This window comes from Sporosarcina beigongshangi, from assembly GCF_033485195.1.
Taxonomy (GTDB): Bacteria; Bacillota; Bacilli; order Bacillales_A; family Planococcaceae; genus Sporosarcina; species Sporosarcina beigongshangi.
The window spans coordinates 50,617-64,772 of sequence record NZ_JAWLIR010000023.1; the positions used below are offsets into that span (position 1 = coordinate 50,617).

13 protein-coding genes are annotated in these 14,156 nt (G+C 39.8%); 6 read left to right on the top strand and 7 right to left on the bottom strand.

Annotated features, from left to right (window positions below):
* The first annotated feature begins 26 nt into the window (after positions 1-26).
* Positions 27-1,271, top strand: coding sequence for an MFS transporter (locus R2B77_RS11595; RefSeq protein ID WP_203248309.1), 1,245 nt, complete (start codon positions 27-29; stop codon positions 1,269-1,271).
* A 196-nt stretch (positions 1,272-1,467) separates the two neighbouring features.
* On the opposite strand, the gene R2B77_RS11600 is transcribed toward R2B77_RS11595, so the two are convergent.
* Positions 1,468-2,055: a GNAT family N-acetyltransferase gene (locus R2B77_RS11600; protein WP_203248310.1), complete on the bottom strand. Its 588-nt coding sequence runs from the start codon at positions 2,053-2,055 to the stop codon at positions 1,468-1,470.
* A 94-nt stretch (positions 2,056-2,149) separates the two neighbouring features.
* Between R2B77_RS11600 and pdxR the strand changes: the two genes are divergently transcribed.
* The 3 genes from pdxR (at position 2,150) to R2B77_RS11615 (ending at position 4,459) form a co-directional block, all read left to right on the top strand.
* The gene (gene pdxR / locus R2B77_RS11605) at positions 2,150-3,544 is read left to right on the top strand and encodes a MocR-like pyridoxine biosynthesis transcription factor PdxR (protein WP_203248311.1); all 1,395 of its coding nucleotides are present in this window, start codon (positions 2,150-2,152) and stop codon (positions 3,542-3,544) included.
* A 57-nt stretch (positions 3,545-3,601) separates the two neighbouring features.
* The gene (locus tag R2B77_RS11610) at positions 3,602-4,051 is read left to right on the top strand and encodes a DUF4183 domain-containing protein (RefSeq protein ID WP_203248312.1); all 450 of its coding nucleotides are present in this window, start codon (positions 3,602-3,604) and stop codon (positions 4,049-4,051) included.
* An 87-nt stretch (positions 4,052-4,138) separates the two neighbouring features.
* Positions 4,139-4,459 carry a DUF4183 domain-containing protein gene (locus R2B77_RS11615; protein WP_203248313.1) on the top strand — a complete coding sequence of 107 codons (321 nt, stop codon included), beginning with the start codon at positions 4,139-4,141 and terminating at the stop codon, positions 4,457-4,459.
* 79 nt (positions 4,460-4,538) lie between these two features.
* On the opposite strand, the gene R2B77_RS11620 is transcribed toward R2B77_RS11615, so the two are convergent.
* Both R2B77_RS11620 and R2B77_RS11625 read right to left on the bottom strand, forming a co-directional pair.
* Positions 4,539-6,194, bottom strand: a complete 1,656-nt coding sequence (locus tag R2B77_RS11620) for a LolA family protein (RefSeq protein WP_203248314.1) — start codon at positions 6,192-6,194, stop codon at positions 4,539-4,541.
* Between the two features lie 17 nt (positions 6,195-6,211).
* Positions 6,212-6,733: an RNA polymerase sigma factor gene (locus R2B77_RS11625; protein WP_203248315.1), complete on the bottom strand. Its 522-nt coding sequence runs from the start codon at positions 6,731-6,733 to the stop codon at positions 6,212-6,214.
* A gap of 653 nt (positions 6,734-7,386) precedes the next feature.
* Here R2B77_RS11625 and R2B77_RS11630 point away from each other — a divergent pair.
* On the top strand, positions 7,387-9,744 hold the full coding sequence (locus R2B77_RS11630; protein WP_203248316.1) for a bifunctional diguanylate cyclase/phosphodiesterase: 2,358 nt from the start codon (positions 7,387-7,389) through the stop codon (positions 9,742-9,744).
* A 59-nt stretch (positions 9,745-9,803) separates the two neighbouring features.
* On the opposite strand, the gene R2B77_RS11635 is transcribed toward R2B77_RS11630, so the two are convergent.
* The 4 genes from R2B77_RS11635 to R2B77_RS11650 all read right to left on the bottom strand — a co-directional run bounded on the left by R2B77_RS11635 (position 9,804) and on the right by R2B77_RS11650 (position 13,077).
* Positions 9,804-10,490 (bottom strand): hypothetical protein, encoded by a 687-nt coding sequence (locus tag R2B77_RS11635; RefSeq protein WP_203248317.1) that lies wholly within the window; start codon positions 10,488-10,490, stop codon positions 9,804-9,806.
* The gene (locus tag R2B77_RS11640) at positions 10,490-11,374 is read right to left on the bottom strand and encodes an ABC transporter ATP-binding protein (RefSeq protein WP_203248318.1); all 885 of its coding nucleotides are present in this window, start codon (positions 11,372-11,374) and stop codon (positions 10,490-10,492) included. The genes R2B77_RS11635 and R2B77_RS11640 overlap by 1 nt, the downstream gene beginning before the upstream one ends.
* Complete coding sequence (locus tag R2B77_RS11645) at positions 11,371-11,742, bottom strand: GntR family transcriptional regulator (RefSeq protein WP_322555698.1); 372 nt, start codon at positions 11,740-11,742, stop codon at positions 11,371-11,373. Before R2B77_RS11645 ends, R2B77_RS11640 begins: the two co-directional genes overlap by 4 nt.
* A 144-nt stretch (positions 11,743-11,886) precedes the next feature.
* Entirely contained in the window at positions 11,887-13,077 is a 1,191-nt protein-coding gene (locus tag R2B77_RS11650; RefSeq protein ID WP_203248319.1) for a coenzyme F420-0:L-glutamate ligase, read from the bottom strand.
* 150 nt (positions 13,078-13,227) lie between these two features.
* On the opposite strand from R2B77_RS11650, the gene R2B77_RS11655 reads away from it, so the two are divergent.
* The gene (locus tag R2B77_RS11655; protein ID WP_203248320.1) at positions 13,228-14,118 is read left to right on the top strand and encodes a LysR family transcriptional regulator; all 891 of its coding nucleotides are present in this window, start codon (positions 13,228-13,230) and stop codon (positions 14,116-14,118) included.
* Positions 14,119-14,156 lie beyond the last annotated feature (38 nt).

A 14,156-nucleotide genomic window follows, 5' to 3' on the forward strand; every position in this document is an offset into this window, starting at 1 on the left:
GTTCTTTCTGGAAGGGGTTTACTACTATGACTAATTTATTTCAAGATTCACGTTTCCGTTTAATCATCTTTGCCAACATTGCTTCTTCCATCGGTTCTGGAATAACAATGATTGCCGTTCCTTGGCTACTTGTCACCGGCAAAAATGGTGATGCGGTGTTTGGCTACGTTACACTATGTATGACTATTCTGAGCTTTATCCTTACACCTTTTGTTGGCCATTTGGTTGATCAGATGTCCCGAAAAAAGATTTTATTAATCAGTCAAACGGTGAGTCTGATTATGCTGCTCATCTTTTCAATAATGGGATTCGCAGGGGCATCTTATGAAGTTTGGCATTATATGATCATTTACATGATTGGGAGTTTGTATTATACCTTTTTTTATCCGACCATGTTTGCTTTAAATCAAGAGATTTTTAGTAAAGAGCAATACAGTTCTTTGAATGGAACAATGGAAATTCAAGGACAGCTATCAAGCATGATTGCCGGTGGGGTAGCTAGCGTACTAATAACCAAGTGGGATCTACATTATATTTTGTTAGTCGATGCTTGCATGTATGCGGTAGCCATCTATTTTTACTTGAAGTTGCCTTATAAAAGACGTACAAATGGTGAAGAGAAACGAATAGCAAAGACCAAAGGAGCAGAAGGCATCAAGTATTTGTGGAGGAGACCCATTATATTTATCTTTTTACTTTTCTCTACGATGCCATTCATTGGGGTTATGCTAACAAATTATTTATTTCCCGTCTATTTGATGGATGTATTGAAAGTCTCTGGAAGTATCTATGCGCTTGAAAGTATGATATATGCAATGGGCGCAATCGCCGCAGGAGCGATGATACCGATGATTGCAAGGAAAATAGGGAATGAAAAAACAATTATTCTAAGCGTTTTGTTGTATGCAATCGTCATATCGTTCATTATTTATGTCGATCTTCCTATCTATTTAACAATCATGTTTTTCATTGCGATAGGAAATAGCGGAGCAAGGGTTGCAAGAAATTCCTTTTTAATGGACCGGATTCCAAATCACATTATCGGAAGAGTAGATGGTGTATTTCGCTCTGTTGGCCTGCTAGTTCGAGTGGTCCTTCTGGCAATCTTCACGGGAATGGTATCATCAGGACTGATTTTCTATTGTTTCATCGTCCTTAGCGGCATCTTATATGTGGCTTTATTAGCAGTCTTCCTTACTTGGAAGAAAGGATTTGAAACTGATCCAAAGGAGGCGACAATAGATAATTTACTTACGAATAAATCGCTGTAAAAAAACACAAGTAGCGAAATGGCCTAATACTTGTGCTAGAAACAATCTTTTTCACATTGACTTTCAAGCTGCTAGAAGGTGTAACGGTATACTTTAGGGACATATTTCTTGTTGGGTCTGGGTCAGCTAAAGTTGACAGGAGGTGAGACACAGATAAAAGGTGCTCACCTTTGTCGACAATCTAACGCGTACAAATTTATTTCTTATACACCTCCATCAATCTCTCAATATGCTGCTTCACTTCCAACCATTCCTCTTGTACAACACTATACATAACCGTATGCCGCACTGTACCATTCGGTCGAATCATATGATTGCGCAAAACTCCTTCTTTTGTAGCTCCAATACGTTCTATGGCTTTTTGTGATTGGGTATTTTCATGGCCTGTTTTAATTTGCACGCGCTGAAATTGTAGTTGCTCAAAGCAGTAAGTTAGCAGTAAATATTTGCATTCTGTATTGACGTTTGTACGCCAAACGGAAGGATGTAGCCAAGTATAACCGATCTCCAAACGTTTATGGGCAGTGGCAATATCTAAAAATCGCGTAGAGCCAATAATTTCATTTGTTTCTAGAAGAACGATGACAAAAGGGTACTCGGCTCCTTGTTCTCGATCTACTAGTGCCTGTTCAATATGGGCTTGTACATCCTCTCGTGTTTGCAACGTTTGCGGCAGATGTGCCCAAATGCGCTCGTCCTGGCAACATCCGTATATGCCCTCTACATCGTCCTCTGTCATGGGCCGTAACAGTACAGTCTCTCCGATTAATTGAATAGCTTCCATGATAATTCACTCCTTTGTTTCATTACACATGAATTTTGATATGATTAGAAGTACCAAATTACATCAGAATAACCATACCAGAGGAGTGTTTTTTATGGAGTTATCGTTCAATGGAAATGGCCCGTATTATCTTCAAATATATGAACAAATTCGAGAGAAAATCATCCAGCATCAACTCCCCTTACAGACGAAGTTACCTTCAAAACGGCAGCTTGCTAGAGATTTAGGTGTCAGTGTTCACACGGTACAGGAAGCCTATGCTCAATTAGTAGCTGAAGGTTATATTGACAGTAAGGAGAGGTCAGGTTATTTTGTTGCAGCCTATGATTATAAACGTCTCGCTCAGAAAGTACAGCCCATACAAAGTGCTTCCTCTGAAGTGATTGAGATTGAAATTGACTTCCATTCAGGCCATGTAGCGAAGGATGCTTTTCCTTTTAAAACGTGGAAAAAGCTACTGAGTCGACATATTGGAGATGCCTCATTTACAACAAGTCCTTGGCAAGGGGAATGGAGACTGCGTCAAGAAATCGCTACATATGTTCAGCAATCCCGTGGCGTATCCTGTGCACCGCATCAAGTTTTTATCAGTAGTGGCACACAAGCACAATTGCAGATGATTTGCCAGTTCTTCCGCGAAGCACAGTCTGTCGCTATTGAGGATCCGGGGTTTATTCGCGCGAGGGCAGTTTTCGAACAGCACAATATACCCTATAAAGCGATTCCTGTTGATGAATTCGGTGTGACGGCTCCAAATGGACCACATCAGTTACTTTATACGACGCCTGCCCATCAATTTCCACTGGGGATGATTTTAACGATTCAAAGGAGAATTGAGTTAATTCACTGGGCGCATCAAAACAGTGCGTACATCATTGAGGATGATTATGACGGTGAATTTCGCTATAAAGGAAAACCGATTCCGTCTCTTGCCGAGCTGGATCAAATGAAGCGCGTCATTTACTTTGGAACATTTTCAAAGACACTAATTCCCTCTCTTCGTATGAGTTATTTTGTTTTACCTATGAAGCTCGTGGAGCCGTTTGAGCAGCTATTTGCGCTTCAAAAATCAACAGTTTCTCGAATGGACCAGCTCACCCTTGCTGATTTTATAGAGCAAGGATATTGGAGGCGTCATCTTGATAAAATGCGTACGATTTACCGACAAAAACAGAAGGCGATTGTAAAGGCCATTCATCAGTATTTAACGCCTGACTTTGAAGTGATTGGGGAGAACTCAGGTCTACATATCGTGTTAAAGTTACCATCAAATTTAACCGAGAAAGACGCCATTGAGTTAGCAGAAGCTATTCATATTCGTGTGTATCCTGTTTCAACTTCTTACGCCAATGCGAAGCCAGCTCATTTAGTGTTACTTGGATATGGTGGGCTTTCACATGAGGAAATTGATCGTGGTATCCAATTACTTGCAAAGGTTTGGTGTGGAAAGAAGAGGGATTTCTTATGTAATGCATATACATCAGGGTAAACGGCTAATCAGCTAACCGACTATTATCATACACTATGGTTAGGGGGTGATAACACTATGGAGAACTGTAAAAAGCAAAGAGATGTAGTGAAAATGAATGTGATTAAAAGCTGCGGAAATAGAACCGCATGCTGGCCAACAATAAAAGTTAGCTCTACTTGCATTGGATTTCCTCCGATACCTCAGCCCATAAATACCTCTGAAATTAGTATCATACCCACTGTAAAAAGATATTTTTATGTTGCAACGGCTAACATTAATTTGGCGAATGGAGCTACACTCCCTGCAACCCTATTTTATAACGATGATGGAAGCTCAACAACAGAATTTATGAGCTTCAGTCCAAATGGGTACGCTGATCTATTCATCAACGCGGTTATCCAAGAGGGAGGAATGTATAGCGTGGACACGAACTCCTTAACGATTAGCCCAGCAAATGCAACCATTTATAGAGGTACTCCTATTATTCTTGAATTGTTGACGTTCTTAGCTGAACGGAGTTTATAAAGTGAATTGAGTTTTTGGCGTGGACAGCCCTGTCACTTCAGCGCAACTTTTCATTTACTACAGTGTAAATGAAAGGAGGTGAATCAAATGGCGCTTTCCTTAATTAATATTCACGTGAATGTCTCAGGTACTTCGACAAGGTTTTTTAATGTGTTGGCAGCACCTTTAATTGTTGCCGATGCTACTACTATTGATGCAACAGCTTTTCTGGATGACAGCGGGGTTGCTGCAACTGCTTTTCCAGTCGTAACGAATGGTTACTATAATTTCTATATTAACGGTGTGTTACAAGAGGGCGATTCGTATACAATTTCTGCTACAGAATTGACCTTTAACACTGTTACAGGCAACCTTTCTGCTGGAACTCCTTTGGTAGTAGAGGCTGTCGAACTAGTGACAGTAGTGTAACTAAAGGTTTAGCACTATAGGACAAGATTGGTGAAAAATAGTGATGCCAGGTACTCCTCGAGTGCCTGGCATCACTATTTCAATCATATCCAACAACAGTCCATATTCCGGTAGAATCGGGACGGATAAGTCGCTTTAGATAGATAGTCGTAATCGGTGTTTGATCGCTACTTACTTCTAAAACTACCTCTGCATCGCTTTGTGTCAGGACGTTAAAATCCTGTAAATCAATGGGGTAGTCGCCTACAATTCCATCGGGAGAAATTTGAAGACTGACAAAAACTTGCGCTACGGCAACAGGATCTAATCTCCAAGGCGAACTTCCAGCATCGACGCTTTTTTGCGTATTTTCCTCTATGGTCATGTCATATGGAACGTCAAATTGTGGTGTAGTTCCTGAATCGGCAGTAGTTGATGGCATTTCAAATGCATCACTCGTTAGACTATTTACAAATGCCGCGTGTTCTTCCAAAGCAGCATTGCCAATGACAACGTATTCAAAGCCATTCTGCTGCCAACGAATCGAACTGACATCTGTCATGCCTGCATACAGACCGCCGCCACCTAAAATCCCTACATCCTCATAAATAGGGGACTGTATTTCGGCTACCTTGCCATTTACCTTGCCAAGAGTAGCGGTTCGAACAGGTGTAAATGGACTGACAGCCTGACCTTGTATGAAGACAATCTTGTTGTCGTTGTGTTGTGAGGTGTAGTAAATCTTAACAAGACCTTGATTAGGGATAATCGTCATATAATTTTGGTCGTATCCTTCGGAAATCGTTTTTGGCATTTCTGGAATGTATCCAATAGCCGACGGGATTTCATTTAGGCTATTGACGATTTGTTCAGGTGATGTTTCCACCTCTTGGTAGCCTTTCGGAACTTGATAGGACAAAAGTTCTTCAGGAATCGTCTCATTGAAATCGATGTCTGTGAAAGTAATTGTGTATTGTAATGCGTTGTGCATGGCTGTTTGTTTTTGTAACGGAAGCTTTGTTTCCTTATCAATCCATATTCGATAAGGCTGCCCACCTTGAGGTGTTACTTCTACAATTGAAGCTTTTCTACCTATGACGGTATCATCTCCAATCACTTTTGTAGATAAAGCATTTGTCACTGCTTTAACTTCATGGCCAAGTTCAAATGCAAAATGATAAGTGTCCGGGAACGCTGGGAATCGATGAACCTGTTTTTCATTTGGATTGACCTGCCACTTCGTTTTTCCGTTGTTACCGGTAACGATGTCTTGATTGATTCCTTCTAAACCTTTGACAACGTAATGTCCATCTCTATTCGCCCATACCTCCAACTTCGCTTGCATTGTAGACTCCTCGTTCGCATTCGTTGCGATAATTTCAAGAAATCCGTGGTAAGCTTTTACGTCATCGAAAGCTACTTCCATGGCATTCACAATATCACTGTTAGTAAAGGGAGAAAACATGTTAAATAGTATGGCTAAAATGGCAGCAATACTGGCAATACCAGTAAAGAGCATTCCTTTTTTCCGGGGTAACCGTTTCTGGCGTGATAATTCGTTCTCTACTTGTTGAACAAGCATTTTTTCATAATCAGAATTAGGTTCCGCGGGCTCTTTTAGACTTCGGATGCGTTGGACTGTGGAGTACAGTTCCTCGATTTCAACAGATTCCGAAATGGTGTCATGGTCTATCGGTTTTTGTTCTGTATTCAAACGATCAATATACTCGGATAGTTGTTGTTCATGCTTAGACATAACTCGTACCCCCTTCTCTAGTTAACTGTTTTAAGAATCTTGGCAAGCGATTGCAATGCCCGGTGCTGCATCACACGAATATTTACTTCTGTTTTATCCATAATTTTGGCGGTTTCTGCTACCGAATATCCCTTGATTATTCTCAATTCAATGACCGTCTGTTGTTCTTTTTGAAGTTGTGAGAGTGCTTTTTCGATGACAAGGCGTTCAACGCTCATTTCTGTAGCGTCACCTACAGCACTTTCCTCAGGATGAATGGTCTCAATATCGACGCTTATCCCTCTGCGTTTTTTCTTTCGCCATCTATCGCGAAGAACATTTAATGCGACTGTTTTTAAAAATCCACTATATTTGTCAGGGTGAATCTTGCCCTTACGTAAATAAGGGATAGCTTTTACAAAGGTTTCCTGTGTGATTTCTTCTGCTTCCTCATGATTTTGTACTTTGTAATAAATGAAGCGGTATAAAGGCTTCCATGTTGCATGACATATTTCTTCTACAGACTTTGTAGGCATGTCTTTCCTATTCATTTGGGGCATTGGCTTTCACCTTCTCTCTTAACCAAGCTGCTTATACTAATAAAAACGTCCTGGGGTGTCATAGTGTTACACGGAAAATAAAAAAGATGTTGGCCACTTGAGTCAATTTCATAATTCCTTGTTTCTGGTAAAAGATGAATAATTATTTGCTAATTCATTCTAGTGTTCGTCAATATGATATTGTACTCTCGTTGATTGTAGCGTAAGGCGGCGACTCCTGCGAAAGCCGTCACGAAGAACGGCTTTTGCGAACAAAAGCGAAGCGTTGAGAGCAGGAGGGCAGATGCCTTAATTTCCGCAAAGAACGCAGAAATACGGCAAATCGAACCCTACGCTGTTCGATTGGCTGAAGCCGTGCCCGCGGAAAGCGTCCGACTGAAGCGGAAATCAACCTTGTTCGGATTTTATTGTTGATTGTTCAATTATGAAATTGATTCACTTATCAAAACTTCAATCATTTAAGTGTCTATCATCTGTTTTCTGTTGGATAGATTGTTCAAAAACAAAACACCTCAAAATGTTTTAGTCATTTATTTATCAAATTCGACATATTTCTGATAAATTTACCGAATAAGCAGGAAAAAAGTAGATACAATGAGAATATATAATAGATAGGTCAAAAGAGATATTGGAAATAGGGTGGAGGAGAGTCTATGAAATTGGGGATAAACGGTAAAGTTGTTATTGCGATGCTTGTCGTTGTGTTGTCAACGATGTTGACGATTGCTTTCTATTCTCACTCTATGACGAAAGCTATTTTGATCGACCAAGTTGAACGGGAGCTCGCTATAAAAAATGATAATGTAAAAGATGCTGTTTCTTCTGTATTTGAACAAAAAGGTGAAATTGTTCATCAACTTGCATCTATTCCAGTCATCGAAAGCTTTATGAGTACTAATGAAAAAAGAGAAAATGTTCGTTCCAATAAAGACTATGATTGGATCCAAAAAGCATTAGTGCAAGCAAAAGAAAACAATGAAGATGTTAATATGGTTTGGCTTGCTCATACGAAGAATAGCTATTACGTTGCGAATGATGATTATGTTACGGATGCATTATATTTTATCGAAGAGCGTCCTTGGTTTAAAAAAGCTTTGGAAAATGAAGGGCTCGCATTTTCTTCACCTTATATTGACTATACAACAAATCAATTAACGATCAGTATAACGTATCCAGTCATAGTAGAAAAAGAACAATTAGGTTATCTAGGTGTAGACATTCATCTGGATGGTCTAGCAGACTTATTAGAACCACTCGAGACGGATGGACAAAAAGTAGCCTTAGTTTCTGATCAAGGAGATATTTTATACGATCCAGGGGAAATCTGGAAAACGATTCGGGATATACCTCTAAAAGAGGAAGAGATATTACGACTTCAAACAGATGAGGGCATCCATTTCGCTTCGGTTCGTCAACTGGATGAACTAGGATGGAAAATTGCTGTGTATATACCTGAAGAAGTGGTGTTAGCCCCCCTTACAAAATACGAAAGGTCGATATTTATTTCTTGGACTATTGCTATCCTTGTTTTGTTAACAACTTTATCATTTGTTTTGCATTACTTATTGAAAGACATTCCCTTCATTGTTCGCCAAATTAATAAAATAAAAGATGGAGATCTTAGCATAAAAATGGGCATGAAGCGGAAAGATGAAGTCGGTGAAATTGCACATGCCGTCGAACAAATGGCGCAGCAAATTAAAAATCAAGTGGAAGAATTGGATTATCAAGCAAGCTATGATTCACTAACGAGTTTAGCCAATCGGAATTCAATTGAAAAAACAATGCAACAGTGGCTTGACGAAATGAATACCGATAAAGAAATGATGGCCGTCACTTTTCTCGACTTGGACCAATTCAAACATGTTAATGATTCAAAAGGGCATGTGTACGGAGATGAGTTGCTGATTGAGGTAGGAAAAAGAATAGGCGAAATGTTACCGAAGACTAGTTTTTTTGGACGCTTCGGTGGAGACGAATTTGTATTAATCATGCGGGCTGAAAAAGAGGATGTAGACTATTTTGATAATGTCTTACAAAGAATTCACGAATCATTCATGAATCCGTTCTTATTATTCGGGCAGCATGTCTACATTACAGCCTCTATGGGTGTGTCCTTGTACCCTACTGATGCAAAAACGATAGGGGAACTGCTCATAGATGCTGACACGGCTCTTTATCATGCAAAAGAACAAGGTCGTAACTGTATTTCTTTCTTTAATAATGATATGAAAGGCCAAATTGAAAAGGAGCTCAAGCTGAAAGATGGTTTGAGACAAGCGCTGTTGAACGAAGAGTTTTTCCTTCACTATCAACCGCAGCTCGATATTAGTAGTGGGGAGACGACTGGTGTTGAGGCGCTCATTCGATGGAAGCATCCAGAGCTAGGAATGGTTTCGCCTGCGGAATTTATTCCTTTAGCAGAAAGTACAGGTCAAATTATTACGATTGGTGATTGGGTATTAGATGCGAGTTTACAAATGATCAAACGGCTTGCCAAGGAGGATGTTACGATACAGCGTGTGGCGGTAAATGTCAGTGCACTTCAATTGCGTGAAGCGGATTTTGTTCAAAAAGTACAAAAGAAGCTAGCCTATTATGATGTTGAACCGTCCTTCCTTGAAATTGAAATAACAGAGTCCGTCATCATTAATTATCAAGAGGAAACAATCCAGAAGTTGGAAGAGTTAAAGCGATTGGGTATCCACATTGCCTTGGATGATTTTGGAACAGGCTATTCTTCCTTGAATTATTTGCGTCTGATGCCGATTGACTGCGTCAAAGTAGATCGTTCCTTCATCCATCAAATTGAAGAAGATCCGATTGTACAAGCCATCTTGCAAACAATTATTACGCTGGGACAAAGTTTGGGCTTTCATATTGTTGCAGAGGGTGTAGAAGAAGAGGCGCAGCTCCAGATTTTACGTAATATGAATGTCGACACCGTGCAAGGCTATTACTATAGCAGGCCATTGGACGAAGAAAAATTGTTGGATTTTTTACAAGAATAATAAATCAAAATGCCAAGTACTCATCGAATGTTGAATCATTCGGGTACTCGGCATTTTATTTATACGCTTACTCTCCGCAGCAGTAGGAACGAAGCAAGTAGATAGAACAGTACAAAAGGCAAAAGCCAGAAGGAAATTTGTACAGCTGTTTTGTCTACAAACCAACTGAAGATATTACTCCAAAGTTCAAAAAAATGTATGAGGTAAACTACGATACTTCCAATTAGCAGGAAAGCCATTAATGAAATGAACATCCCCTTGCGCCCAAAACGTTTCGCAAAGCTTGCTATTAAAAAGCCAAGGAAGAATAAATGAAGAAATAGGATCATGTACATACCAAACTGTTCTACTAACGTACCATCATTTAAATAGGGGAAATAGAAAAAGTGGAGCCTATTTCCCCAACCATTCAACTGGTTTTCTAACTGTCCCATTGAAAAAATCAGTAAGGTGAATACGAAGCTGGAAATTGTTCCAATCGCTACAGTCCCGATAAAATAGTCGACTCTTCTAATTGACATTCCGACTGCAAAAGGAAACGTTTTTGCCACTACGATAATTCCTGCTACAAAAAGATAAATAAAAATGGATGAGACTCCGCCTGTATAAATGGCTTCTGGACTTGGTACTAGGAAACCAACAAGGAGATTCACAGCGAAACTAGAGAATAGAATTATAGCAGGAATATAAACCCAGGACCATTTATCCCGATAATGAAGGGTTAAGACACCGGAAATTCGATTCATTATACAAACACTCCTTTTTTGCCATTTGTCAAATGAACGACGAGTTGCTGCAAAGATACAGGAGAAATTTCAAGTCCACTTGCTTCCGCCTGTTGTCGATCTGAACTATCCCCGCTATGAATGACAGTAGCTGAAAGCAAACCGCCGAATGGCTCACGATGCACAGTTTCTTTCCCTTGGAGGAATGCTTCCACCTTCAAAGCTTGCCCTGTGACTGTAAATGCTCTCCCACGCAGTTCCTCCGCATCTTTATCAATGATTAGCTTGCCATTGTCAATAACTAAAACATGCTCCAGCAAGTTACTTACCTCGTCAATTAAATGGGTGGATAAGATGATGGTTCGAGGATGCTCTGAATAATCCTCCATTAATCGGTCGTAAAATAACCCTCTTGAAACTGCATCGAGCCCCAAATATGGTTCATCAAAAATAGTTAGTGGTGCCCGACTTGCGAGACCTACCACAATTCCGACTGCTGAAAGCATTCCACGCGACAGCTTTTTAATTCTTCGTTTCAAAGGTAAATTGAAATCATCGACTAGTGAGCTAGACAGGTCGGCATCCCAATTTGGAAAAATGGATTTAGAGACTTCCAAAATATCAAGAATACTATAATAGTCAGGGTACTGTTGGCTTTCTTTAATAAAACATATTTGGCTAAGAACGTTGGCATTTTCATAGGGATCTTCTCCAAATACATTCAAATCACCACTAGTCGGAAAAATTTGAGCTGTAATCATTTTCATCATTGTTGTTTTTCCTGCACCGTTTCTACCAAGAAGTCCGTAGATTTTATTTGCATGGATGGAGAAACTGGTGTCCTGTAAAGCTTTAAACTGCCCATATGATTTTGTAAGCTGTTTAACTTCAATCACTTTGTTCATCGTTTGTTATCTCCTCTCCGGATCATATCCGTTAACTGGTCCGCTGTAATTCCAAGCTTCTCCGCTTCCTGAATCATCGTGACTACATACTGTTCGAAAAATTGCTCTTTACGCTTTTCTTTTACTTTTGCACGCGCCCCTTCTGCCACAAACATTCCAATCCCTCGCTTCTTATATAAAATTCCTTCATCTACCAATAGATTTACACCTTTCGCAGCAGTAGCAGGATTGATTTTATAAAATGCAGCGAACTGATTGGTTGAGGGTACTTGCGATTCTTCCGGCAGGCTATTTTCAATAATGTCATCCTCAATCCGTTCTGCAATTTGAATGAAAATAGGTCGACCATCATCAATCAAGTTTTTCACTTCTTCACCACCATGTTGGTTAGTTACTTATGTAATTAACCATATAACTTAGAAAAAGAAATGTCAATGCTCAATTGAAAAATAAAAAATACCAGGCAATCGAATTATGTAGATTTCGATTGCCTGGTATAGTTTTCATTTATTTTATTTCGTAAAGTTATCAAAATAACCTTGGATAAAGACAATCGGTGTACCTTTATCTCCACTACCTGACGTCAAGTCAGAAAGAGAACCGATAAGATCTGTTAATTTACGTGGCGTTGTCCCTTGTGCTTCCATTGAACCCGTAAGGTCCTCATCTTTGTTGTTGATGAATGCGGAGATTGCTTTGTTTAACTCATCCCCACGTAAATCTGCAAAGTTGTTGTCTGCCAAATATTTTAATTTTACCTCGTTTGGCTTACCAGCAAGTCCAGGTGTATAAGCAGGAGAAACGACTGGATCAGCTAGCTCCCAAATCTTGCCGACAGGGTCTTTGAATGCGCCGTCTCCATAGACCATTACTTCGACTACTTTACCTGTTTTCTCAAGTAGCATGCGTTGAATATTGTCGACAACTGGTTGGCAGTCACGTGGGAAAAGCTTCACGCCGTCATCCGTTGATTTGTTTGAACCAAGTAGACCGTATTCTTCGTTATAGCCGCTACCGTCCACAGATTCAGCTAAAATATCATCTAGCGTGTACACTTTTTCAGCACCGTTTTCTTCCAGAATACGCTTTGTACGGAAACGTGTGTGAATGTCACATGTTAAAACGTTCTTCGTATATTGTAAAATTGTTTTTGGTTTTTGAGAGAAGATAATCTCACATTCAACACCGAATTCTGCAGCTAATGATTTGTAGTAGTCAATATAATCGACGCCTGTGAACGTGTGCTTTTGGTAGCCAAAATGTTGGCGGAATTCTTGCTCTGTGAGCACATCCGTCCATGGGTTAATGCCTTTTTCGTCGAGAAGATCCAGGCTGATTAGATGGTTACCGACTTCGTCAGAAGGATAGCTCAGCATGATGACAATTTTCTTGGCACCTTTGGCAATACCGCGAAGACAGTTTGCAAAACGATTGCGGCTTAGAATTGGGAAAATGACACCGATTGTGTCGTCTCCAAATTTAGCGTGAATATCTTTGGCAATATGATCGATGGTTGCATAGTTCCCTTGTGCGCGGGCAACGATAGATTCTGTAATCGAAACGATATCTTTATCATTAATTTGAAAGCCTTCAACTTCCGAAGCTTTTAATACGCTCTCTACAACGATATCCTCGATATTATCCCCTTGATTGATAATCGGGCAACGGAGACCTCTCGCAACTGTTCCAACTACTCTTCCCAATAGAATCGCTCCTCATAATTATAAAGTCTATTTACCGAAGGCAAGCCCCGGCGGATATTATCATTATCTAACTATCTACTTGTAATATACATCACACTAATGGTATAAGTAAAATTAATATATCGAATGATGGGTATAAGGGGTGCTTATGTGGTAAGTAAACTAGATTTATATAAAGTTTTTTGTCAGGTCGCGGTCAATAAAAGCTTTTCCAAGGCGGCAAAAGAATTGTATATGACGCAACCAGCCGTCAGTCAGTCCATTATGCAGTTGGAAAAAGAATTGGATACACGTCTTTTTAACCGGACGCCAAGAGGCGTATCTTTAACAAATGAAGGAAGCCTTTTATTTGAGTATGCCAATTCAGCCATTAATTTATTGCGTGTTGGTGAAGAAAAGATTTTGGAGTTTAAAAATTTAACGGCAGGCGAACTTAAAATCGGTGTAGGTGATACGATTTCAAGGTATTTTTTACTACCCTTTTTAGAGTTTTTTCATAATGGCTACCCGAACATTAAATTCAAAATTGTTAATGGAACAACGGCGGAGCTCTGTGCAAAGCTGAAATCAGGAGAAGTAGATATTGCCATTTGCAACCTACCTATTGACGATCCGACGTTGGAAGTCAGACCTTGTTTTGACGTTCAAGATACGTTTGTTTATGGTGAGAAATTTAAAAAGATACTAGCAAAGCCACTGAGCTTGGATGAATTAGTAAAATTACCGTTAATATTTCTTGAACCACAATCCAATTCAAGAAAATATGTAGAGGACTTTATGACAGCACGTGGCATACAGTTTTCACCAGAATTTGAATTGGGTTCACATGACTTATTATTGGAGTTTGCCAAAATTAATTTGGGCATTGCTTGTGTGACAAAAGAGTTCTCCAAAGAGTACTTGGAGAGTGGTCTGTTATCTGAAGTTCAATTGCTCGAAGAAATTCCCAAGAGAAGTATTGGTGTCTGCTTTCTAAGAACGGTGCCTCTATCACAAGCTTCTACGCGATTTGTGGAGATTTTAGAGAGCAAGCGATTTTGACTTTTTATAGGCTGGAAGTGGCAAGGCGGTGACCATTA

Excerpts from the sequence above, each read along its gene's own strand:
- R2B77_RS11625 (WP_203248315.1), bottom strand. The coding sequence starts at position 6,733 with ATGCCCCAAATGAATAGGAAAGACATGCCTACAAAGTCTGTAGAAGAA.
- R2B77_RS11595 (WP_203248309.1), top strand. The coding sequence starts at position 27 with ATGACTAATTTATTTCAAGATTCACGTTTCCGTTTAATCATCTTTGCC.
- R2B77_RS11610 (WP_203248312.1), top strand. The coding sequence starts at position 3,602 with ATGGAGAACTGTAAAAAGCAAAGAGATGTAGTGAAAATGAATGTGATT.
- pdxR (WP_203248311.1), top strand. The coding sequence starts at position 2,150 with ATGGAGTTATCGTTCAATGGAAATGGCCCGTATTATCTTCAAATATAT.
- R2B77_RS11635 (WP_203248317.1), bottom strand. The coding sequence starts at position 10,490 with ATGAATCGAATTTCCGGTGTCTTAACCCTTCATTATCGGGATAAATGG.
- R2B77_RS11620 (WP_203248314.1), bottom strand. The coding sequence starts at position 6,194 with ATGTCTAAGCATGAACAACAACTATCCGAGTATATTGATCGTTTGAAT.
- R2B77_RS11630 (WP_203248316.1), top strand. The coding sequence starts at position 7,387 with ATGAAATTGGGGATAAACGGTAAAGTTGTTATTGCGATGCTTGTCGTT.
- R2B77_RS11615 (WP_203248313.1), top strand. The coding sequence starts at position 4,139 with ATGGCGCTTTCCTTAATTAATATTCACGTGAATGTCTCAGGTACTTCG.
- R2B77_RS11640 (WP_203248318.1), bottom strand. The coding sequence starts at position 11,374 with ATGAACAAAGTGATTGAAGTTAAACAGCTTACAAAATCATATGGGCAG.
- R2B77_RS11600 (WP_203248310.1), bottom strand. The coding sequence starts at position 2,055 with ATGGAAGCTATTCAATTAATCGGAGAGACTGTACTGTTACGGCCCATG.